The organism is Ruegeria sp. AM5 (genome assembly GCF_056540645.1).
On the sequence record NZ_JBQFXC010000002.1, the window covers coordinates 455,147 to 477,880 of the forward strand.

A 22,734-nucleotide genomic window follows, 5' to 3' on the forward strand; every position below is an offset into this window, starting at 1 on the left:
ATCGTTCTTGCAAATTGGTTTCTGACCGATCCAGACAACACGCAAAGATCTGTCTTATCCTGTACCCAAGATCGATACCAGGAACCCAGCTAACAACCCTATCATTTCACTCTTTGTGAAAGCGGCAGATCAAGGCCAGTTACAAGGCCGCCGTCCATACGCGATATCGACCCTGCCCGGTTACTTCGCGGATTAGCCCCCTATCGCTGAATTTGTCCAGATTTCGCTGTGCCGCTGCACGCGAGGCATGGGTCAGTTCTTCGGCCAGCGGGGCGGAAACCATCGGCCAAGCCGTTAATGCATCAATCAGCACGGGTGGGGTTCGACCGCTTAGGTCCGAAATGGCGTCGCGGGCGCGCCCTTCCCAAGCGCTGATCCGGTCCAAATGCAGCAAAGCCGCAAGTGAGGCCTGACCTGCCCCCTGAATCCAGGCCGAAAGTTTCTCGTCCAACGATCCTGCCCCCCGCAATGCACCTGGGCCCGACAGAGAAAGCGGCATGAACAATGCGCCACCTCGACCCATCGCGGAGGCATGACGGGCCGCGATGACCGCAGCCTCGGTATCCTGTCCTATGCCAGGAGACAACGCGCGCCACGCGTGAAATCCGATGGCGGCCTGGGTAACCGGGTGCAAACCGGCGACATTTCGCATGGTTTCCGCCAGATCAATCACTGCTTCGGGTGTATCTTCGAAACCTTGGGCCTGACGGTCTAGAAAAGCGGTCAGCCCCGCATCCCAGCCGCCCTCTGATGGCGCAGCACCCGACGACAGCCGCCTCACTGCCCATCCCGCCCGATACAAAGCCTGCACATCATCACCGGTTGCTCCGATCCGCAAACCGGTCCAAAGCGCAAGGCGGTCGACGCTGATCCGATCGCCCGTCCACCAGCCCAGATCCGAGACCTCCATCAGGGCCAGACGGTGACCCCACCCCTTGGGACCCGCGCGCAAACGTTCATCCAGAGCTCCAAATGTCACGGCCAGATCGGCAAGTTCAGCTGATAACTCGGATTGGGCCGCACGCCAGTCCCTTGGGTCAAACAGCAAACGCTGGTCCGGTCTCGGTACAGAGGGCAGAAATTCTCCCGGGTCTTCTTCGCCGTCGGGCGGAAGGAACCATAAATCGTCGTCTTCCGGCGGTTCGGCGTCATAGATGCTGCGCGGCCCTTCTTCCAAGGCCTCATCATCCGGGTCCGGTATCTGAGGGTTCGGCTTCATGTCGGGTATTCTTCGGGCATTTACCGCGGTTCACAAGTGGTTTTGCGGATTCTTGTCGCTCAGCCTGAGAACGCCTCGGTCAAAACACTTAGTTCTCCACTCAGGTCTGTTTGCGCATCTCCACCCAACAGCATATAGCCGTAGCCATCATTCGCCCATGTCGCTGTCGCAAGACCACTGAGCACCGCAAGGTTCACATCCTTGACCGGTGCTCCCGCGCCTTGCCGGATCACACAAAACGCCACCGGATTGCCCTGGGCGTCAGCAAAGACCACCTGCACCAAAGGTTTACCTTTGAACGACAGTACCTGAGCACGTTTCAGATCAAGGCCCGGCAGAGTTTCCAACACGTCCCGGTTCAGTGAGCGACCCAACTGAGCCTCGGCCTGAACAAACTGCGCGTCCAGCGTTTGCTGAGAATTGTCCAGATCGGCAATCGTGTCCGGTGAATAAAGCGATTGATAGATCGCAGCCTGCTCCGCCCAGCCCAATGCCTGTGGTCGCGTGGCCCAGAATGTTGCAGACGCAGCAATAACAGCAACTGAGGCTGCGACCGCCAGCAAATGGAGCGGTCCGGCATTGGATTGTTGAGCGCTCGGAATGGGCAGATCGATCGAAGGCGCCTCAGTTGGAATGCCTTCAAAAGCCTGCTGCACAACCTGGGCAAATGGGTCGAGCGCCATGAGACGGTGTTCGAGTGCAGAATCCTCGGCCACCGCGTCTTCGATGGCGCGGGCTACGGCCTCATCGAGGCTGCCTTCCAGATAGGCCAGAAGTGTTTCGTCGGAAAACTTCATTTGCCACTCCGTTGCACGGTGTCAGCCGCATCGTGCTGCATAACGGTTTTCAGTTTCTGCCGGGCATTGGAAAGCCGGCTCATGATTGTACCGATGGGTACGTCCAGCATATCCGCAGCTTCGCGGTAGCTGTAGCCTTCGACAAACACAAGCATCACCGTTTCACGTTGCGCCTCTGGCAGCTGCATCACTTGAGTAAACACCTGAGCGGCGAAAATATTCGTTTCTGAATCAGGCCCTGTCGCGACTAATTCCGCCTCGGGCGTGACTGAAAGCGCCTGCGCCTTTCTTACGGATCGCGCCCGTATCTCGTTCAGCCATATTGAACGGCAGATCGTCATCAGCCAACTGTCCAGCCGTTCATACGAGGTGACCTGGTGGTGTTTCTCCAACGCACGCAATGCCGTCGCCTGCAACAGATCATCCGCAACGTCCGACGCACCCGACAAAGCCAGTCCAAACCGCCAGACCCGTTTCGAGTGGGTCTGGATTGCGCCGCGCACGGCTTGTTCGGTGCTTATCTCAACACTCATCGAATAAAACGCGACCTGTGTGTGTTTGCTTTGACATGGGACCGGGCCCGCTTGGTCAGAACTGTCATAGATCCTGGAGGAAAGAAATGAAACTTCTGTTCAAAACAATCACGATTGCGTCGGCTATTATTGCAGGCCCGGGTCTGGCTGCAGATTGGACACTAAACCCGGATGCGTCTCATCTGGCTTATGGAACGGTCAAGATCGATGATGTTGGAGAGGTCAATTCTTTCACCAACCTTTCGGGTCATGTCAGCGAAGATGGCAAGGTTAATATCGATATCGATCTGTCGTCGGTCGAAACGAATATCGAAATCCGTAACGAACGGATGATCGAGTATGTGTTTCGCAAGGCCGCGACCGCGACATTGAGCGCGAACATTGATATGGACCAAGTGTCGAAACTGGATGTGGGGGCCAGTAACACGATTGAGGTGGATGCGAAGCTGGCTCTGGCGGGGACCGAGGTGGAATTCTACACCGATATGTTTGTCCTGCGTGTGGCCGAAGATACCGTCATGGTTTCAACCAACGACATGGTGTTCATCAGCACCGAGGATGCGGGCGTTTCGGCAGGCGTAGACAAGCTGATGGAGTTGGCGCAACTACCCAGCATCACCCGCACCGTACCGGTGACCGCACGATTGATGTTCAGTCTCGAAGGCTGAAACCTAAGAAAAGTACGGGGTCGAATTTGGCCCCGGCTTATGCCCCCCAAGTGTCGCTTAGGCGATAGCCGCCAGGCCATGGGTCATCGGGGTCGAGCATGTGCTGGTGCGTACCCGTAATCCAGCCTCGCCCTGAGATTTCCGGGGTGATCGCCACGCGGCCGTTCAGATCATGCCGCTCTACGATACCGCAGCGAAATTCACTGTTGATGACTGAACGCGCGTGGTAGCGATCGGTCATCGTCATTTCTCCCTTGGCCAGCAAAACCGCCATCCGGGCTGAAGCACCGGTGCCACAAGGTGAACGATCCAGCTTACCCGGTTTGATGGCGACAGTATTTCGTCCGATGAGAATATCGCCCTGACGATCGAGCGGGCCTGCAATCTGGCAAAACGAAATGTGACTCCAGTCTTTAGTGGGGTGATCGAAGCCTAGCTGCTCATTGGCGGCATCGGTGATACGCGCGCCAGTCCTTGCAAGATCAGCTCCTTCATCAGGGGTAAGCTCGAAACCCAAATCGGCGGCATCGACAATTGCAAAACTGTCGCCACCAAACGCGGTATCCACGCGCAACGTCCCGATGCCCTCAACCTCGATCCGAGCATCCAGCTTGTCGACGAAACTTGGCACATTATGCACAAAGATACGTTCGGCCTTGCCATTGCGGCATTCGGCGCGGACGCGGATCAACCCTCCTGGGGCTTCCAATGTCAGATGGGTTTCAGGCTCGTGCATCGGAAGAATGCCACTGTCCAACAGAACCGTTGAGACACAAATCGAGTTGGAGCCTGACATCGGTGGCGTGTCTTCCGGTTCCATTATGATGAACGCTGCATCGGCCTCGGGGTTTTTTGGTGGAACCAACAGATTCACATGGCGAAAGACACCGCCGCGAGGTTCATTCAGCATGAAATCCCGCAATGTCTGGTCTTCAGCGATAAAGGTCCTTTGGTCCCATACCGTCTCTCCCGGAGGCGGAGCGACGCCGCCGACGATAACGTCGCCCACTTCGCCTTCAGCATGGGCCGAGATTACATGGATGGTTTTGGAACTGCGCATTGAGCCTCCTGAAAGCCGATGGATAATGCGCAGTCATGCAAAACAGATCCGGTCTGGCAAGCCTTATCGCAGCCGCTGACCCGACTCTGGATCAAACAGCATCGCACGCTCAGGACGAACCGAAAGCCCGATGCGGTCACCGGTCGTACTGCGTTGGTCTTCCCGTTCTTCCACAATCAGCTTATCGCCATTTGGCGTCAGCAGATAAGAATATGAAACACCACCGAGCGCTTCGGTCAGATCAACTGTGCAGGTGTCACCGTTTCGATCCACCTGAATATGCTCGGGGCGAATACCCAATGTTACTTTCGTCGCTCCTTTGGGAACGCTCTCGGTGACCGGGACATCATCAGTAAGTGCAGGGTGCCGCACCATGCCGTCCACGATATCGCACTCAAGGAAGTTCATTGCAGGAGACCCGATGAAACCCGCCACGAACTTATTGTCGGGGTCGCGATACAGGTCCATAGGGGCTCCCACTTGCTCAATCCGACCGTCGCGCAATACCACAATCTTGTCGGCCATGGTCATCGCCTCGACCTGATCGTGCGTAACGTAGATCATCGTCGCGCCGATTTCCTGATGAAGCCGCGCAATTTCAACCCGCATTTCCACGCGAAGTTCTGCATCCAGATTCGAGAGCGGTTCGTCGAACAGGAAAACCTCGGGGCCGCGCACAATGGCACGCCCGATCGCGACACGCTGACGCTGACCGCCGGACAACGCTTTGGGTTTGCGTTTCAGATATTGGTCGAGCTTCAGAATATTTGACGCTTCCTGAACCTTCTGATCGATCTCGGCCTTGGCAACACCGTTCATACGCAGACCAAATCCCATGTTCTCGGCCACGGTCATATGAGGATAGAGCGCATAGGTTTGAAAAACCATCGCCACTCCGCGTTTGGCAGGATCCACATGCGTGACTTCACGTGCGCCGATATGGATTTCCCCGTCCGAGGTTTCTTCCAAACCCGCGATCATCCTCAACAGCGTGGACTTACCGCAGCCCGAGGGGCCCACGAACACGCAAAACTCACCATCTTCAATCTGCAGATCAATCCCGTGAATGACCTGCGTCTGGCCATACCGTTTGATCGCGCCTTTCAGGGTTACACCTGTCATGTTGCTTGCATCCTATTCTGTTGGCCCTCGGGGAACCGCCACGCCTGTGCTTCTGTGCCGATCTGTTCAGCGACGCGCCGGACGCGCGGCACCCAAGATTGCAATTGCTCGAAATCCATTCGCCCAGTCGATCCTGTCACCGAAAGGGCCCCCAACATGCGGCCCCCCTTAGTCAAAATCGGGCAGGCAATGCAGATGATGCCGGGCTCATGCTCTTCATCATCAACTGCGTAACCACGGCTGCGGATCTTAACGAGATCAGCCCGCAATGCCTTTTCCGAGGCCAAGGTCTTGTCAGTGAACCGATGAAAGCTTTGTTGCGAGATCGTCTTTTCCAACTGTGCCTCGTCCAAATAGGCCATCATCGCTTTGCCAACGCCTGTGCAATAGGCCGGGCCGACCTTGCCGGCCTCAGAATACATCTCAATTGGTCGTTGCGCGTTGCGCTTATCCACATAAAGCACCTGCCCGGAATCAAGTTGCGCCAAGTGCACGGTCTCCCCTGTCTCGGCGCTGAGAGCGTCCAGGAAAGGCCGCGCAATTGGAGCTAATGAGCTATGCGTCCATGCCGAATGCGCCAGTCGCACCAATCGCATACCTGGCGAATAGGTCTGCCGTTCCGGTTCGTAGTGCAGCATGCCCTGATTGGTTAGCGACTGCAGAAAACGGTATAGCGTCGCCTTGGGAAATTCACTGCGTTCCAGCAATTCCCCGAACCGCACCGGGCGTTCGAAGGCCGCGACCTGTTCCAGCACGTCACATGCTTTTCCTATTGTTCCGTCACCTGCCACGGGTGCCTGTTCTCCTCCACTTTCCCTCGGCTTTGGGCACGAGGGTCTTGACAAGAGTAGCCGAGTCGATGTGTAGTTTTCAATATATAAAACAAGGTTTCAATATTTGAGACCAATATGGAAGCTTAAGGGAGGAAACTATGCATTCCATGTTCAAGCGCACAGCGGCTGCTTTGGCTGCCAGTGTGGCACTTGCTGCGCCCGTCGCGGCAGAGCTGACCGGCGAGCTGCGAATCTTCCTCGATACGTCCAACCCGGCGCCGCGCGCGACGATGGAAGCGATGATCGAGCGATTCGCGGCCGAACATCCCGGTCTGGAAATCGAAACCACCGTGATCGACCGTGAGGCCTACAAGACCCAGATTCGCAACTTCCTGACGGCTGACACGCCAGACGTTGCCACCTGGTATGCAGCCAACCGGATGAAGCCTTATGTTGAAGCGGGTCTTTTCGAAGACGTCTCGGACCTGTGGGCTGAACCTGAAATCGCCGACAATCTGGCCTCGACCAAAGGTGCGATGACCATAGATGGCAAACAGTGGGGTGTTCCGTACACCTACTATCAATGGGGCGTTTATTACCGCAAAGACATCTTTGATGAGCTGGGTCTGACCGAGCCGACCACTTGGGAAGAAGAACTGGCCAATTGCCAGAAGATCGTCGATTCCGGCCGCGCCTGTTATACCATCGGCACCAAGTTCCTGTGGACAGCAGGTGGCTGGTTTGACTACCTGAACATGCGCACCAACGGGTTCGACTTTCACAATCAACTCGCAAATGGCGAGATCAGCTGGGAAGACGACCGGGTTAAGCAGACCTTCGCCAACTGGAAACAGCTGATCGACATGGGCGCATTCATTGACAACCACCAGACATATAGCTGGCAAGAAGCCCTGCCCTTTATGGTCAACGGTGAGGCCGCCGCCTATCTGATGGGTAACTTCGCTGTGGCTCCGCTGCGTGAAGCAGGCCTAACCGACGATCAGTTGGACTTCTATCAGTTTGTCGCCATCAACCCCGATGTTGAACTGGCTGAAGACGCGCCGACCGATACGTTCCATATCCCGGCCAATGCCTCGAACAAGGAAGCCGCGCGTGAGTTCCTGCGTTTCGCAGTCTCTGCGGACGAACAGACCGAAATCAACAACGGTGCAAACCTCGGCCAGTTGCCTGTGAACGCGCAATCTGCAGTGGACGACGACAAGTTCCTGCAGCAGGGCTTTGTCATGCTATCGTCTAACAGCCCCGGCGGTGTTGCACAGTTCTGGGACCGTGACGCACCAGCGGAAATGGCAAAAGTGTCGATGGAAGGCTTCCAGGAATTCATGGTCAAGCCGGACAACGCTGACAAGATTCTGGCCAAGCTGGAACGTGCGCGCGAGCGCATCTACGACAACTAAATCTTGTCCAGGGTCGGGCTGAAGCCCGGCCTACACCTTGCACAATAGTAGGGCGGGCTTCAGCCCGCCTTCACCCACCAGATCCGAGATGCCCATGACCGCTGCCGTTGACGCCCCCGAGCAAGAAAGCTGGTTCCACAGAAACCAACAGCGCATCGCGCCCTGGCTGTTTTTGGCTCCGGGTCTGTTGTTCTTCATGGTCTATGTGATCATCCCGGTCTTTCAGTCTTTCAATCTGTCTCTTTATGAATGGGACGGTTTAGGTGCAGCTGAATATGTCGGCTTTCGAAACTATGAAGATCTGTATTGGGAATGGGTGGACCGCGACGCTTTCTACATCTCGCTCAAGAACAACCTGATCTGGCTGATCCTGTATCTGGCCGCAATCCCTGCAGGCTTGTTTATTGCACTGTTCCTGAACCAGACGGTCTGGGGCATCCGCCTCTACAAGTCTTTGTTCTTCTTTCCCTTCGTCATCTCTCAGGTCGTCGTTGGGCTAGTATTCACATGGTTCTACGACCCAACCTTTGGCCTTCTAAACGAATTCCTAAGCCTCTTTGGCCTAGGTCCACTGAACGTGCTGGGGGATGAGCGCTTCGTAACCTACGGCATCATCTTCGCAGGTCTATGGCCACAAACGGCCTATTGCATGATCCTCTACCTCACCGGCCTGAACGCCGTCGACCCCGAACAGATCGAAGCCGGGCGTCTGGACGGCGCAAAAGGTGGGCGAATGCTGTGGCACATTATTCTGCCGCAGCTGCGCCCGGCAACATTCATCGCATTCGTTGTGACAATCATCGGCGCGCTGCGCAGCTTTGACCTGATCTCGATCATGACACAGGGCGGTCCTTTTGGCTCGTCCCGCGTGCTGGCCTACTACATGTTCGAGGTCGCGCTGTCCGAATACGGCTTCCGCATGGGATATGGCGCAGCTATCGCTGTGATCCTGTTCCTGATTATGCTCTGCTTCATCGCCTACTTCCTGTGGTCGATGTACCGCGAAGAAAGGGGGCACTGAGATGTTTCCCAAACCGATCGAAAAACAACCCCGTGCGGCACAGATCACTTATCAGGCGATGTTGCCTCTGGCACTGCTACTATGGCTGGGGCCCCTTTTGGCGGTCGCACTTTTCTCGGTCAAACCAGCCGCAGACTTCACAAATGCGAATTACTGGGGGATGCCGTCCAGTTTTGAGGGCGCGTTCAACTATGGTCAGGTCTTTTTCAATTCGGATATGCCACGTTACTTGATGAACTCGTTCCTGATCACCGTACCAACGGTAATCGGGGCCGTTGCACTCAGTTGCATGACAGGCTTCGCGCTGGGGATCTACAAATTCAAATCGAACCTCTGGATCTTCTTCATGTTTGTGGCGGGCAATTTCGTACCCTTCCAGATCCTGATGGTCCCTGTGCGCGATCTCACGCTGGAGTTGGGCCTTTACAACACCAAAACAGGGCTTGTGCTATTCCACATCGCCTTCCAGACCGGGTTCTGCACGCTCTTCATGCGCAACTTCATCCGCGCCCTGCCATTCGAACTGATCGAGGCCGCACGGGTCGAGGGCATTAGCGAATGGCGAATCTTCTGGTACGTCGTTCTACCACTGATGAAACCGGCCATCGCCGCACTCAGTGTCCTGATTTTCACCTTCATCTGGAACGACTATTTCTGGGCTGTTGTTCTGACCCAAGGGGCCGAAAGCCAGCCCGTGACAGCCGGGATCACCAGCTTTAACGCGCAATTTCGCGCTGCTTATCAGTTGATGAGTGCCGGTTCTATAGTGGCAGCCCTGCCGCCGGTTGCCATGTTCTTCCTGATGCAGAAACACTTCATCGCGGGCCTGACCCTCGGTGCCGTAAAATAACGTCAAACCAGAGGTTTACCTCATGACCAAGATCACCTTTGTAGGTGCAGGTTCCACGATCTTCATGCAGAACATCGTGGGCGACGCCCTGCTCACCCCTGCCCTTGCAGACAGCCACTTTGCGCTGATGGATATCGATCCGGTGCGCTTGGCCGAAAGCGAAGCTGTGGCCAAGGCCATGATCCGCTCAGTCGGCACGGGTGCAACCGTCTCAACCCACACGGATCGTCGCGCGGCGCTGGACGGCGCAGATTTCGTGATCACTGCCTTTCAGGTTGGCGGGTATGAGCCTTGCACGGTGACAGATTTTGAAATCCCAAAACAATATGGCCTGCGTCAGACTATCGCCGATACGCTGGGTGTTGGTGGCATTATGCGCGGCTTGCGCACTGTGCCCGTTCTGTGGGGCGTCGCGCAGGACATGATGCAGTTGTGCCCCAACGCAACGCTGCTGCAATACGTGAATCCGATGGCCATCAACACCTGGTCTCTGGCTGAGCGCTTCCCTAATCTGAAACATGTCGGCCTGTGCCATTCTGTCCAGCACACGGTCGAAGAACTGGCGCATGATCTAGACCTGCCCAAGGCGGACTTTCGCTACAAAGTTGCCGGTATCAATCACGTCGCGTTCTTCCTCAAGCTCGAGCATGAAGGCCGCGATCTGTATCCGGCTTTGCGTCAGGGCTATCGCGCCGGGCATTTACCCAAGCCTCCGCTGCTAATGCCGCGCTGTCCAAACAAAGTCCGGTACGAAGTGATGGACCATCTTGGATACTTCTGCACCGAAAGTTCCGAGCATTTTGCAGAATACGTTCCTTGGTTCATCAAAGACGGTCGCAATGACCTGATCGAACAGTTCAGCATACCGCTGGACGAATACCCGACCCGCTGTGTCGAGCAGGTGGCCAATTGGAAGGAACAGGCCAAGACCCTGACAGATGGTCGGAACATCGAAGTGACCCGAAGCCATGAATTCGCCGCCGACCTTATGAACGCAATCGTGACAGACACGCCGTACACAGCTTACGGCAACCTGCCAAATACGGGTCAGATTCCGCAACTACCCCTAGGTGCAGCGGTTGAAACGCCGTGTCTGGTTGACTCGAATGGCGTCCAACCTTCCGTGGTCACTGATATCCCGCCACAACTGATCGCGTTGATGCGGACCCAGATCAACGTACAAGAGCTAACGGTTCGCGCGCTGACCGAAGAAAGCCCCGAATACATCTATCACGCCGCAATGATGGATCCCCATACTGCGGCCGAGCTGGATCTGCGCCAAATTCGCAGCCTCGTCACCGATCTGCTTTCTGCCCATGGCGATTGGCTGCCAGATTGGTGCCGTCCAGCCCGCGCAGCTTGATCTTCGTCTTCTAAAAAAACTTTCAATTCCAACGCCAGACAGACAGAGCCAATAATGACCAAGAAACGCCGTTCACAGCATTGGTACGGAAAACTCGATAAGGACGGGTTCATTCACCGGTCCTGGATGAAAAACCAGGGCTTTCCGGATCACGCTTTTGACGGGCGCCCCATCATCGGCATCTGCAACACATGGTCGGAACTGACGCCCTGCAATTCGGGCCTTCGTGATCTGGCCGAAGGCGTGAAACGGGGCGTGTGGGAGGCAGGCGGCTTTCCAGTGGAATTCCCCGTTATGTCGCTGGGCGAGACCCAGATGAAACCCACTGCCATGCTGTTTCGCAACCTGCTGGCGATGGATGTCGAGGAATCGATCCGCGCCTATGGTATCGACGGCGTTGTCCTGCTGGGTGGATGCGACAAGACCACCCCGGGGCAGCTGATGGGTGCAGCCTCGGTCGATTTGCCGTCCATCGTGGTTAGCTCTGGCCCGATGCTGAACGGCAAATACCGGGGTCAGGATATCGGCTCGGGCACCGATGTCTGGAAGTTTTCCGAGGCTGTTCGTGCCGGAGAAATGACACTTCAGGATTTCATGAACGCTGAATCAGGCATGTCGCGTAGCGCGGGTGTGTGCATGACTATGGGCACCGCTAGTACCATGGCCTCATTGGTTGAGGCGATGGGCATGTCGCTGCCCACCAACGCCGCCCTGCCTGCCGTTGATGCCCGCCGCATGGCACTGGCGCATCTGACCGGCAAGCGCATTGTCGAGATGGTGGACGAGGACCTCAAGCCATCAGATATCCTGACCAGGGAGGCGTTTGAGAATGCCATCCTCGCCAATGCGGCCGTCGGAGGATCGACAAACGCAGTGGTCCACCTGTTGGCACTTGCAGGTCGCGTGGGTGTCGACTTGACGTTGAAAGACTTTGAAATCGGATCGGAAATCCCCCTGCTGGTCAATTGCATGCCTTCTGGCAAATACCTGATGGAGGATTTCTGTTATGCAGGCGGTGTGCCAGTGGTTCTGAGCGAACTCAAACCTTTCCTGCGCCCGGCAAGAACAGTTCTGAACAAGGACATCTCGGCCCACTGTGAAGGGGCTGAGTGTTTCAACACAGACGTCATCCGCCCATTTGACGATCCGATAAAACCCGCCGCAGGCCTGCGGGTTCTGCGCGGCAATCTTGCGCCCAACGGGGCAATCGTGAAGCCTTCGGCGGCCACAGATGCACTGCTGGAAACCGAAGCCGAAGCATACGTTTTTGAGAGCATCGAAGATCTGAAAGCCAATATCGACCGCGACGACTTACCAGTAACACCTGAGACCATTCTGGTCCTCAAAGGTTGTGGGCCCAAGGGCTATCCAGGGATGCCCGAGGTTGGGAACATGCCGATCCCGGCCAAGCTGGTCAAAGACGGCGTGCGCGACATGATCCGTATCTCGGACGCGCGTATGTCTGGTACCGCATTCGGGACAGTTATCCTGCATGTCAGCCCTGAGGCTCAGGCTGGTGGTACGTTGGCGTTTGTCAAAACCGGTGACCGTATTCGCGTGTCCGCCAGCAAGGGCGAGCTGCAGCTGCTGGTCGACGAAAAGGAACTGGACGCCCGCCGCGCCCTGTGGCAACCGGACGATCCGCATTACTCGCGCGGGTATGCGAAGCTTTATATCGACCACGTGTTGCAGGCTGATCGCGGCGCGGACCTTGATTTCCTTGTGGGCAAAGACACGCGCCTAGTGACGAGAGAGAGCCACTGATGGATCAACCTGCTACATTTCAAGACCTCAACGGAGCCTCTGTTTATATCACCGGCGGCGGTTCGGGCGTTGGTGCAGCGTTGACTGACGGGTTCATGGCCCAAGGGGCTAAAGTTGCCTTTATCGGTCGGTCAGATGCCGGTGAATTTGTCGAACAGATGCGTGACAAGCACGGCCGCGCCCCCTTGTTCCTGCAGGGTGACATGACTGATACCGAGCTGTTGCACGCTACCATGGCCAAAGCAGCTGAAGCCCATGGCCCGATTAAAGTGCTGGTCAACAACGCCGCGAATGACAAGCGGCACTCACTTGAAGAATCTACAACCGAGTTCTGGGACTGGATGATCGAAGTCAACCTAAAGGCCTACTATTTTGCCTGTCAGGAAGCCGCGCGACAGATGAAGGACAAAGGCGGTTCGATCATCAATTTCAGTTCGATCAGTTACCTGATGGGGAACGCAGGTTATCCAATCTATACAAGTTCAAATGCGGCAATCACCGGCATGACACGCTCGTTGGCGCGTGAACTTGGGCCACATAAAATTCGCGTCAACGCGCTGGCACCGGGATGGGTTCTGACACAGAAACAGCTCGACATGTGGGCCACACCCGAAGATCTGGCTGCGCATATGGATCGCCAGAGCCTGAAAGAGCATCTGACGCCCGAAGACATGATCGCACCAACCCTGTTTCTGGCTTCAAGCGCAAGCCGTGCAATGACCGGGCAGTGCATGGTGGTTGACGGCGGCGTGGTAGGAACGGGGTGACGCTATGAATGTCGAGTGGATCGCTGTTGACTGGGGAACATCTCATCTGCGGGCATGGGCCATGCAAGGTGATAGCGTTTTGGCACAGGCCGCGTCGTCAGATGGTATGTCCCGCACAGCCGGCGGAGGATTTCAGGCAGCCCTGCTGGCTTTGATCGAAGATTGGCTGCCCGGGCATCCAGTCGATGTGATCGCCTGCGGAATGGTCGGGGCACGACAGGGTTGGGTCGAGGCCCCGTATTCTGCGGTTCCATCCGAACCAATCCCGGTCGTACCATTCCGTGTTCCAAACACCGATCCGCGCATTCGGGCATTCGTTGTTCCAGGGCTGAAACAGAACAGCCCCCCCGATGTGATGCGCGGGGAAGAGACGCAGATCGCGGGATTCCTCAGCACGCATCAGAATTGGGACGGTGTGATTTGCCTGCCCGGCACGCATACAAAATGGGCCCAGATCAGTGCGGGTGAGGTCGTTAGTTTCCGAACCTTCATGACCGGTGAGATGTTTGATCTGCTGTGCGGTCAATCCGTTCTGCAGCATTCGGTAGACGAGGGCTGGGACGACGCGAGTTTTTCTGAAGCGGTCGCCGACGCGCTGTCGAAGCCCGAACAGCTTGCGACGCGGCTATTCGGGTTGCGCGCCGCTGATTTGTTGCACGGTCAAAGCAAGAGCGTTGCACGCGCCCGTCTTTCAGGGTTCCTGATTGGCGCCGAGCTTGCCGCATCGCGGCCCTATTGGCTGGGTCAGCAATTGGCGATCATCGGCTCGGAAAGCTTATCCAACGCCTACGCAACCGCCTTGCAACAACAAGGCGCAATGGTCGAAACCGCAGACGCCATGATCGCAACCCTTGCAGGTCTATCGCAGGCCCGAACATTAACGAGGCAAACCGCATGAGCCGCCCAATCATCGCCATTCTGCGCGGGTTAACCACTGACGAGGCGCTTCCGGTCGGTCACGCCCTGCTGGAAGCGGGCATAGACCGGATTGAGGTTCCGCTGAATTCTCCCGATCCGCTAGAAAGTATCCGAGTTCTCGCCTCGGAGATCGGGGACCGCGCGCTTATCGGAGCGGGCACTGTATTGACCCCCGATCAGGTTGACGCGGTTGCCAATGTCGGGGGCAAACTGATCGTTTCGCCAAATTGCGATGTGTCCGTGATCCAACGCTCTGTCGCACTTGGGCTGCAAAGCTGGCCGGGTGTGTTCACCCCGACCGAGGCCTTCGCTGCGCTCCAGGCCGGGGCTACGGGGTTAAAACTTTTCCCCGGTTCGCTTGCCGGTCTTGCAGGGTTGGCTGCCCTGCGCCCTGTATTGCCGACGGGCGCTCAGGTCTTTGCGGTGGGCGGTGCGGGCCCCGAGAACTTTGGGGACTGGATCAAGGCCAGCGCCGACGGCTTCGGAATCGGGTCTGCACTCTACAAGCCCGGAATGTCGGTTGGCGACATAGCAAACCATGCCGAGCAGATCGTAGCTGCCTATGATGAGGCCGTTGGATGAGTCAGGTCTATGACGACCGCCCATGCGAACTGGGCGAGGGGCCATTGTGGCACCCCGAACGGCAACAGCTTTTCTGGTTCGATATCATCGGCAAACGACTGATGACGCGAGAAAATGAACAAGCGCGTAGCTGGGCGTTCGATGAACATGTCTCAGCCGCAGGATGGGTAGACCGTGACACTTTGCTGATCGCGTCGGAAACCGGCCTGTGGCGATTTGGGCTTGAGAGTCGAGCCAAAGATTTGATCGCCCCGCTTGAGGTCGACAATCCGGTGACTCGATCCAATGATGGGCGCGCCGATCCTTGGGGCGGGTTCTGGATTGGCACCATGGGCAAACAGGCAGAAGTAGGCGCAGGTTCGATCTATCGCTATTGGAATGGCGAGCTACGGCCATTGGTCCGAGATATCACCATCTCAAATGCAATCTGCTTTGCGCCGGACCGATCCTGCGCCTATTACAGCGATACTGCCACCAAGCAAGTCATGCGCTGGGAACTGGACGCGCAGACAGGCTGGCCCATCGGCAAAGCGGCGGTCTTCCTTGACCTGCGCAGCGAAGATCTGAACCCGGACGGCGCTGTGGTTGATCGCTCCGGAAACATCTGGATCGCCCAATGGGGTGCCAGCCGGGTTGCAGCCTATACGCCCGGCGGTCAATTCCTGAGAGCGGTTGGTTTCGATGCCAAACACACTTCGTGCCCGAGTTTTGGTGGTGATGACCTGACTACACTGTTCTGCACCACCGCCCGCCAAGGGCTGGACGCGGACACTCTTGTAAGAACGCCGACGAATGGCATGACACTCACCGCGCCAAATGTGGCGCAAGGTCAAGCTGAACACAGAGTTATACTATGAAGCCGGAACTTGGCGTTTGCTATTACCCTGAACACTGGCCCGAAGAAAACTGGGCTCAAGACGCCGCGCGCATGGTCGAGACTGGCTTGAAATGGGTCAGGATCGGCGAATTCGCCTGGAGCCGAATGGAACCCACTGCTGGAGACCTGCAATTCGACTGGTTGGATCGCGCGATTGAAACCTTGGGTGCGGCAGGGCTGAAGATTGTGCTGGGCACCCCGACGGCAACACCTCCGCGATGGATGCTGGACAAGCATCCCGATATGCTGGCTGTGGATGCTGATGGCAATCTACGCAAGTTCGGCTCACGCAGACATTATTGCTTTAGTCACACCGGCTATATCGACGAATGCAAGCGGATCACGAAGATCATGGGTCGGCGCTATGGCCGCAACCCGTATATCGCTGCTTGGCAAATCGATAACGAATATGGCTGTCACGATACGACGCTCAGCTATAGTGCTGCGGCGCTGTATGCTTTTCACCGCTGGCTGTCGAACCGATACAACTCGATCGACGCGTTGAACGATGCCTGGGGGAATGTGTTCTGGTCGATGGAATATAACAGCTTCGATCAGATCGAGCTGCCGAACCAGCCCGTAACCGAGCCCAACCCGGCACACGTTTTGGCTTTTCGCAGGTTCAGTTCGGATCAGGTGGTGGCGTTCAACAAGGCCCAGGTCGATGCGCTGCGGCCGCTAACGGTTCAACCATTGCTGCACAATTACATGGGGCGTGTGCTGGAATTCGATCATTTCGATGTAGGCAGGGATTTGGACATCGCGACGTGGGACAGCTATCCGATTGGCTTCCTGTCGGATCGGTTGGAAGTGGACGAGCCGCACAAGACTGCATTTCTGCAGCAGGGTGATCCGGACATGCAGGCCTTTCACCACGACCTATACCGCGCCGTCGGTCGAGGCCGTTGGTGGGTCATGGAACAGCAACCCGGTCCAGTGAACTGGGCCCCCTACAACCCGGCACCCCTGCCCGGCATGGTGCGTCTCTGGTCGCTTGAGGCGGTGGCCCATGGGGCCGAAGTGGTCAGCTATTTCCGCTGGCGGCAAGCACCGTTCGGGCAGGAACAGATGCATGCCGGTCTACTTACCCCGCATGGCGACGAAGCACCCGGTTTGGCAGAGGCGCGTCAGACCGCCGATGATCTGGCCGCGATAGGCACGGTTAAACCAGCCCATGCACAGGTTGCTATCGTCTTCGATTATGCATCTGACTGGGCCTGGACAACGCAGCCTCAGGGCGCGGGGTTCGACTATTTCCGGCTCGTATTCTCTGCCTACCGCGCGTTGCGGCGCGCTGGGTTGTCGGTGGATTTCGTGCCTCAGGACAAGGTCGGCAAGGAGCACTATAATCTGATCCTCGCACCGGGCCTGGCTGCCCTAGGCGATCTTGAACAAAGGCTACTACAAGGATGTGATCTTGCCGTTCTGGGACCGCGCAGCGGGGCAATCACCGCAGATTTTCAGATCCCTGATTCGGGGCGCCCAGGTCTTGATGGCCTCAGCAGCCATGTCGATCTGATCGAAACTTTGCCACCCGGCGTAACCCGTATTGTCGAAGGGGGTGGTGCTGCGGAACATTGGGTTGAGCGCTTGTCAGGCTCCGCCCAAAAATTGCTTTCTTTCGCAGATGGCACTGCGGCGTTGCATGGCGGTGCCGGTCTTTGGTATTTGGCGGGGTTCCCCGATGAGGCCCTTTGGGATCGCGTCATAGCCATGGCGGCCCAGAAAACGGATCTGGCGCTCCATCCGATGCCCAAAGGGCTGCGGCGGCGCGAGACGCAGTCGCACGAAGTGCTGATCAACTATAATGCGCATTCAGTGACATGGGACGGCCAGCAGATCGAGGGATGTGATGTCCTGTTCAGGACGCGGTTCATATAAACGTTAATCTAGATACCGCTAACATAACCTGTTAGATGGCGTGACGCTGGTCATGGCTCCAACAGGTTGCGACAATGAAATATACCCGTTCTGACTTTCCCAATGGCTTTCTGTTTGGTGCGGCTGCCCCTGCAGAACCGGCAACTGGGCTAGACATGCACCGCTTTACAGTCCGTTGGCAGCAAATCATGCCAGACGGTCGCATTCCTGATGCACGCGCATTGGATCAGTGCGAGCAGCGGATTGATCAGCTTTTGGCACACAGCATTCGGCCATGCATTGTGCTGGATCACAACGATATCCCCCCAGCGCTGGAGGATATCGGCGGGTGGCGCAATCGAGTAATGGCCGACTATTTTGCAGCGTTTTCTGAGGCAGTCGTCGCTCGGATGGGTGATCGGATATTCAACATCTCTACCTTGAACCCGTCCGTCGGAATCGAACGCGACCCTCGCACTAATGCCCGCAGCCTGCACCATCAATTGCTTGCACAGGGCGCGGCGCGTCAGGAAATGCGGAGCTATGGGATGGCCAATCTGGGTGTAGAGGTCGATCCGCTCATCCTTGATACGATAACCAACGGGCAATACCCGCAGACTTTGCTGGATCGATTGGCCCGCCACTTTCCCGAAAATTGGCGGGATGATTTTTCCATCATCGCCGAGCCGATTGATTGGTGCAGCGTAGTCGTGAAAGAGGGCGCTGACATAGACATACTCATGCGCACAACACATGAGCAATCGCTGCCTTCATTCGTGACCGTAGCCGCCGATGCGGGTCATGACTTGGTGCATTCGCTGGCGCGCGTGCATGACGCGCTTGAATCCGACACCTTGGTACACGGCATTTTCGTTCAGTCCGGGACCGACGTCGAGGCGTTGCAGACAATCCAAACAAGTGACGCCCAGCCGGCCCCATGGGTTAGACCCAAGGGAGGGTTACACGCACATTGGAATCTGGTGGCCGATATCGGCGGCACCAATACAAGATTGGGCGTCGTAACCGAGGGGGCGCTGACCGATCTTCGCAAACACCCCACGGGCACTGTAAGCGACCTGCAAGACGCATTACACAGTTTATGCGACGAGGTCGGGACTCAGCCGCGCGCTGTGGTCGCGGCCGGGGCGGGGCCGGTTCAGGACGGCACCATTCGCCTGACCAATGCCAATCTTGATCTTTCCGAAGACGCTCTGGCCCGAGCGACCGGCGCGCACCATACCTATGTCATCAATGATTTCACTGCTGCCGCATGGTCAGTCGCCGAGATTACCGAGAATGATGTTGAGGTATTGCAGGGCTCAGCCGCTCCACCATTGGGGACACGGCTAGTTGTTGGGCCGGGAACCGGGCTGGGCGTGGGCGCCCTGCTCTACTCTGAAGGACATTTTCACACCGTTTCCGGCGAAGGCGGCCATGTTGGATTGTCCCCGCGCCATCTTGACGAGGTCGAAGTTTTCAGCGCAGCGCGCCAGATCATACCCGAGTGCTTTTTTGACGATACGCTCACCATCGAGGCCGAGATGTTCCTGAGCGGAACCGGGCTGCCGGTCCTCTATCAGGCGATCGGGATGGCCGAGGGTCTGCCCGAGGGTGTGGTACGTTCGGCAAAAGACATTCTGCAGGATGCGCAGGACGGCTCGGATACCTGCGCTGTCAAAGCGGCGCGAATGTTTACCGAGCATCTGGGCGCCATAATGGGCGATCTTGCTGTTGCTCTTATCCCCTCCGGAGGTGTGTTTCTGGTTGGCGGGGTGGCCGAAAAGAACCGCTGGCTGTTTGGTCAGGATTTTCTGCGTGCCTTCAACGCGGGTGGGCGGTTCGATGAATTGCGGCAATCGATGAACCTGTATGTGTCAGAACAGGATGAGTTTGGCATTGTTGGCGCTAACAATTTCTGTAAGAATGCCTTGGCACGGTAATTTGGCCGCGCATTTTCAAGCAGGCCGAGGGATAGCAGAATGATCCTGTGCTGTGGAGAAGCTCTGATCGATATGATTGCCGAACCAACGGTTTCTGGCAGCAAAGGGTTTGTGCCACATTCCGGCGGCGCGATCTTCAATACAGCAATTGCATTGGGTCGTTTGGGCATACAAACGGGGCTGCTGTCAGGGCTATCTACGGACATATTCGGAGAACAGTTGATCGCCGCCTTGCAGATCAGCCATGTCGCGACCTCGCACGTTATCCGCTCGGACCGTCCTACGACACTTGCATTCGTGCAGTTGCGGGATGGGCACGCCACATACAGTTTTGTCGATGAGAATACGGCGGGCCGGATGCTGCGGCCCGAAGACATGCCGGATCAACTACCGGGCGTTTCCGCGCTGTATTTCGGAGGGATCAGCCTGGCTTGCGAACCATGCGCTGATGCTTATGCATCCACACTTGATCGTCATGGCGCGGATCATGCAGTGATGTTGGATCCCAATATTCGACCCAGCTTTATCAAGGATCAGACCCGATACCGGACCCGCTTGAACCGTATGATCGCAAAGACCGACATCATCAAAGTTTCCGATGAAGACCTTGATTGGATTATACCGGGACCCGAAAGCCATGCCGAGAAAATTCCCCTGCTGCTTCGTGCAGGACCAGCGATTGCAATCGTGACCAAAGGGGGGGATGGCGCGACAGGCTATCTTTCTGATGGAACGGACGTTTCCGTGCCCGTCCAGAAGGTTAAGGTCGTGGATACAGTTGGTGCTGGCGATACGTTCAACGCAGGTGTGCTGGCCGCGCTAAGCCAAACCGGTCATCTCAACAAACCCGCCTTGCGCACTTTGCCCACAAGCAGTCTTCGCGACGCGCTTGAATACGGTGCAAAGGTCGCTGCCGTCACCGTATCCCGAGCGGGGGCAAACCCGCCTTGGGCACAGGAGCTCTGAGGGTATACAGACCGATGCCGTGTTCAAGCTAAGACAGCAGCAAGGTCCAACGCCGCGTTCTTAATCGCAGCTGAAACAAAAGGCCCCCGAGATTGCTCGGGGGCCGCTTTGTTACCACAGTATCGGAAAGACCGATCAGCTGCGGCCTTTCCATGGCACCAGCCAGTTCTCGGCCTTGCGCATCAGGATATCGATTCCATATCCGATCACCCCGATCAGGACGATCCCCATAATGACAATGTCGGTCAGCTGGAATTTGGATGCGGCGATGATCATCATGCCGGCACCCTTTTGTGCGGCAACCAGTTCAGCCGCAACAACAGTTCCCCAACAGACACCCATAGCCACACGTGCACCGGTGAAAATCTCGGGCAGCGAGTTGGGCACGATCACATGGCGCATGATCTGCCATTTCGACGCCCCCAGAGAATACGCTGCGTGGATTTTCGAGATGTTCACACCGGACACACCAGCCCGCGCGGCGATGGTCATGATCCAAAGCGCCGCAAGGAACAGCAGAACGATCTTGCCGGTCTCCCAGATGCCGAACCAGATGATCACCAGTGGGATCAGCGCAAGTGGCGGCACCGGTCGCATGAACTCGACAATCGGATCGAACCAGCCGCGGAACCAACCGGATAGGCCCATTGCATAACCCAGCGGAATCCCCACAAGCGCACCTGCGATAAACCCAGCAATCACGCGCAACAGCGACCAGCCCAGATGCTCCCAAAGCGAGAAGTTCTGGTAGCCTTCATTCGCAATCTCAAAGAACCGGGCCACAACGGTTTCAGGGGCTGGAAGCCAGATGGGGTTCATCTGCAAGCCCTGTTTGGGGGTGAAACTGATCGCCCCTTTCCCGGTCAGCGTTACGGTACCATCGCCTGTATCAACCTTTTGGCCTTCACCTATAGGTGTGCCGTTGATCGCGACGATCTTTGCACCCTCATTACGTTTAGCATCATCGTTCTTGTCGAACAGGATCGTCGATGAGCGGCCCGCAGCAGCAGCAACCGCATCGTCTTTGGCAAATCCGCTGCCGGGCTCGACCTCGAATTTTTCTGCTTCCTCACCGAAGGCTGGAACACGAACAAAAATCGTGGCTTCATCCGTGCTGCCATCCGCGTTTTCGAGCGTATAGGTGAATTGCGTATCACCTACAAATGGGCCCGGCACATGGATCGGAAACAACTTCGAGCCGGTGAAAGCCGCCCAGATTACAAAGATCACGAGAACCGAGATTATCGATGCAGCCCTATCCGCTCGTACGGCACTTTCGTCGCCGAAAGTCACAGTTTTCAAGCTTGTGAAATCCTGACGCGATTGCAAACCGCGGCGTAACGCGTAGACGATAAAAAACGCGCCACCGAACAGGCCGATATAGAAGAGAAGTACAATCATGATGCCTGCTCCGTCCGACCCATAATTTCTTCTTCCATCTCCCAGATCATCGAGAGGATCTCATCGCGCTTTTCCGCAAAACCTTCGGATTTCTTCACATCACGCAGATCGGCATTCACACCGCGTTCAGCAAAAGGCAGATTGTATTCGCGGTGAATGCGCCCCGGTCTGGGGGCCATGACAATCAAACGCTCACCCAGCAACAAGGCCTCTTCGACCGAGTGGGTGATCAGGATGATCGTCTTGCCTGTTTCTTTCCAAAGCTTCAGGACAAGGCCCTGCATTTTCTCACGGGTCAGCGCATCCAAAGCACCCAGCGGTTCGTCCATCAGGATGACGTCCGGCTCGTTTGCCAGGCACCGCGCCAACGCAACACGCTGCTGCATCCCGCCCGATAGTTCATAAACCGCCTTGTCCTTGAAATCCTGAAGCCCGACGACCTCAAGCAGATGGTCGGAAATCTGGTCACGCTCGGCTTTGGGCATGCCTTTCATACGCGGGCCAAACTCGACATTTTCCCGCACGTTCATCCATTCGAACAACGCGCCCTTCTGAAACACCATCCCGCGTTCAGCATCAGGGCCTTTGACCAGATGGCCGTTCAGTTCAATCTTGCCAGATGTCGGCGCCAGAAATCCTGCAACGATGTTCAGCAACGTCGTTTTACCACAGCCCGACGGGCCAAGGACAGACATCAGCTCACCCTCTTTAAGGCTGAGTGAAACATCTTGTAGGGCCTGTACTGAGGAGCCGTTGGGTAAGTCAAAGCGCATGGACAATTCTACGATGTCCAGTTCAGGCATCCTGCCTCCTTCCTGCTTTCATAGCTGTCGAC

At 56.7% G+C, this 22,734-nt stretch carries 21 protein-coding genes; 13 read left to right on the forward strand and 8 right to left on the reverse strand.

Annotated elements, in window-relative coordinates; translation table 11 throughout:
- Positions 1 to 139 precede the first annotated feature (139 nt).
- Genes ACR0AH_RS07965 through ACR0AH_RS07975 form a run of 3 tightly spaced genes read right to left on the reverse strand, consistent with a single transcriptional unit; the run spans position 140 to position 2,549 of the window.
- On the reverse strand, positions 140 to 1,219 hold the full coding sequence (locus tag ACR0AH_RS07965) for a helix-turn-helix domain-containing protein (protein WP_480591208.1): 1,080 nt from the start codon (positions 1,217 to 1,219) through the stop codon (positions 140 to 142).
- 59 nt (positions 1,220 to 1,278) lie between these two features.
- Entirely contained in the window at positions 1,279 to 2,016 is a 738-nt protein-coding gene (locus tag ACR0AH_RS07970; RefSeq protein WP_480591210.1) for a hypothetical protein, read from the reverse strand.
- Entirely contained in the window at positions 2,013 to 2,549 is a 537-nt protein-coding gene (locus ACR0AH_RS07975) for a sigma-70 family RNA polymerase sigma factor (protein ID WP_170422839.1), read from the reverse strand. The genes ACR0AH_RS07970 and ACR0AH_RS07975 overlap by 4 nt, the downstream gene beginning before the upstream one ends.
- An 86-nt stretch (positions 2,550 to 2,635) precedes the next feature.
- Between ACR0AH_RS07975 and ACR0AH_RS07980 the strand changes: the two genes are divergently transcribed.
- On the forward strand, positions 2,636 to 3,217 hold the full coding sequence (locus ACR0AH_RS07980; RefSeq protein WP_170561540.1) for a YceI family protein: 582 nt from the start codon (positions 2,636 to 2,638) through the stop codon (positions 3,215 to 3,217).
- A 37-nt stretch (positions 3,218 to 3,254) separates the two neighbouring features.
- On the opposite strand, the gene ACR0AH_RS07985 is transcribed toward ACR0AH_RS07980, so the two are convergent.
- The 3 genes from ACR0AH_RS07985 to ACR0AH_RS07995 all read right to left on the reverse strand — a co-directional run bounded on the left by ACR0AH_RS07985 (position 3,255) and on the right by ACR0AH_RS07995 (position 6,190).
- Positions 3,255 to 4,277 carry a trans-3-hydroxy-L-proline dehydratase gene (locus ACR0AH_RS07985; RefSeq protein ID WP_170732738.1) on the reverse strand — a complete coding sequence of 341 codons (1,023 nt, stop codon included), beginning with the start codon at positions 4,275 to 4,277 and terminating at the stop codon, positions 3,255 to 3,257.
- Between the two features lie 63 nt (positions 4,278 to 4,340).
- Entirely contained in the window at positions 4,341 to 5,399 is a 1,059-nt protein-coding gene (locus ACR0AH_RS07990) for a sn-glycerol-3-phosphate ABC transporter ATP-binding protein UgpC (protein ID WP_170732739.1), read from the reverse strand.
- Entirely contained in the window at positions 5,396 to 6,190 is a 795-nt protein-coding gene (locus tag ACR0AH_RS07995) for an IclR family transcriptional regulator (protein ID WP_480591213.1), read from the reverse strand. Before ACR0AH_RS07995 ends, ACR0AH_RS07990 begins: the two co-directional genes overlap by 4 nt.
- Before the next feature lie 140 nt (positions 6,191 to 6,330).
- On the opposite strand from ACR0AH_RS07995, the gene ACR0AH_RS08000 reads away from it, so the two are divergent.
- The 12 genes from ACR0AH_RS08000 (at position 6,331) to ACR0AH_RS08055 (ending at position 20,498) form a co-directional block, all read left to right on the forward strand.
- Positions 6,331 to 7,590 (forward strand): ABC transporter substrate-binding protein, encoded by a 1,260-nt coding sequence (locus ACR0AH_RS08000; RefSeq protein WP_170394448.1) that lies wholly within the window; start codon positions 6,331 to 6,333, stop codon positions 7,588 to 7,590.
- Between the two features lie 94 nt (positions 7,591 to 7,684).
- A complete protein-coding gene (locus ACR0AH_RS08005; protein ID WP_170394445.1) occupies positions 7,685 to 8,611 on the forward strand; it encodes a carbohydrate ABC transporter permease in 927 nt (308 codons plus the stop codon).
- Between the two features lies 1 nt (position 8,612).
- Positions 8,613 to 9,461, forward strand: coding sequence for a carbohydrate ABC transporter permease (locus tag ACR0AH_RS08010; protein ID WP_170394442.1), 849 nt, complete (start codon positions 8,613 to 8,615; stop codon positions 9,459 to 9,461).
- A 22-nt stretch (positions 9,462 to 9,483) separates the two neighbouring features.
- Complete coding sequence (gene melA / locus ACR0AH_RS08015) at positions 9,484 to 10,824, forward strand: alpha-galactosidase (protein WP_480591216.1); 1,341 nt, start codon at positions 9,484 to 9,486, stop codon at positions 10,822 to 10,824.
- 54 nt (positions 10,825 to 10,878) lie between these two features.
- Complete coding sequence (locus ACR0AH_RS08020) at positions 10,879 to 12,588, forward strand: IlvD/Edd family dehydratase (RefSeq protein ID WP_480591220.1); 1,710 nt, start codon at positions 10,879 to 10,881, stop codon at positions 12,586 to 12,588.
- Positions 12,588 to 13,355 carry an SDR family NAD(P)-dependent oxidoreductase gene (locus ACR0AH_RS08025; protein ID WP_170625528.1) on the forward strand — a complete coding sequence of 256 codons (768 nt, stop codon included), beginning with the start codon at positions 12,588 to 12,590 and terminating at the stop codon, positions 13,353 to 13,355. The genes ACR0AH_RS08020 and ACR0AH_RS08025 overlap by 1 nt, the downstream gene beginning before the upstream one ends.
- Before the next feature lie 4 nt (positions 13,356 to 13,359).
- Entirely contained in the window at positions 13,360 to 14,253 is an 894-nt protein-coding gene (locus tag ACR0AH_RS08030) for a 2-dehydro-3-deoxygalactonokinase (protein WP_480591223.1), read from the forward strand.
- Complete coding sequence (locus ACR0AH_RS08035; RefSeq protein WP_170509607.1) at positions 14,250 to 14,855, forward strand: 2-dehydro-3-deoxy-6-phosphogalactonate aldolase; 606 nt, start codon at positions 14,250 to 14,252, stop codon at positions 14,853 to 14,855. Before ACR0AH_RS08030 ends, ACR0AH_RS08035 begins: the two co-directional genes overlap by 4 nt.
- The gene (locus ACR0AH_RS08040; RefSeq protein WP_480591225.1) at positions 14,852 to 15,712 is read left to right on the forward strand and encodes an SMP-30/gluconolactonase/LRE family protein; all 861 of its coding nucleotides are present in this window, start codon (positions 14,852 to 14,854) and stop codon (positions 15,710 to 15,712) included. The genes ACR0AH_RS08035 and ACR0AH_RS08040 overlap by 4 nt, the downstream gene beginning before the upstream one ends.
- Positions 15,709 to 17,613, forward strand: coding sequence for a beta-galactosidase (locus ACR0AH_RS08045; RefSeq protein ID WP_480591227.1), 1,905 nt, complete (start codon positions 15,709 to 15,711; stop codon positions 17,611 to 17,613). The genes ACR0AH_RS08040 and ACR0AH_RS08045 overlap by 4 nt, the downstream gene beginning before the upstream one ends.
- 74 nt (positions 17,614 to 17,687) lie before the next feature.
- The gene (locus ACR0AH_RS08050) at positions 17,688 to 19,532 is read left to right on the forward strand and encodes a family 1 glycosylhydrolase (protein ID WP_480591230.1); all 1,845 of its coding nucleotides are present in this window, start codon (positions 17,688 to 17,690) and stop codon (positions 19,530 to 19,532) included.
- 39 nt (positions 19,533 to 19,571) lie between these two features.
- Positions 19,572 to 20,498 carry a carbohydrate kinase family protein gene (locus ACR0AH_RS08055; RefSeq protein ID WP_480591233.1) on the forward strand — a complete coding sequence of 309 codons (927 nt, stop codon included), beginning with the start codon at positions 19,572 to 19,574 and terminating at the stop codon, positions 20,496 to 20,498.
- Positions 20,499 to 20,633: 135 nt separating this feature from the next.
- On the opposite strand, the gene ACR0AH_RS08060 is transcribed toward ACR0AH_RS08055, so the two are convergent.
- A complete protein-coding gene (locus ACR0AH_RS08060) occupies positions 20,634 to 21,899 on the reverse strand; it encodes an ABC transporter permease (RefSeq protein ID WP_170394412.1) in 1,266 nt (421 codons plus the stop codon).
- Positions 21,896 to 22,702, reverse strand: a complete 807-nt coding sequence (locus ACR0AH_RS08065) for a taurine ABC transporter ATP-binding protein (protein ID WP_170394409.1) — start codon at positions 22,700 to 22,702, stop codon at positions 21,896 to 21,898. The genes ACR0AH_RS08060 and ACR0AH_RS08065 overlap by 4 nt, the downstream gene beginning before the upstream one ends.
- Between the last annotated feature and the right edge of the window lie 32 nt (positions 22,703 to 22,734).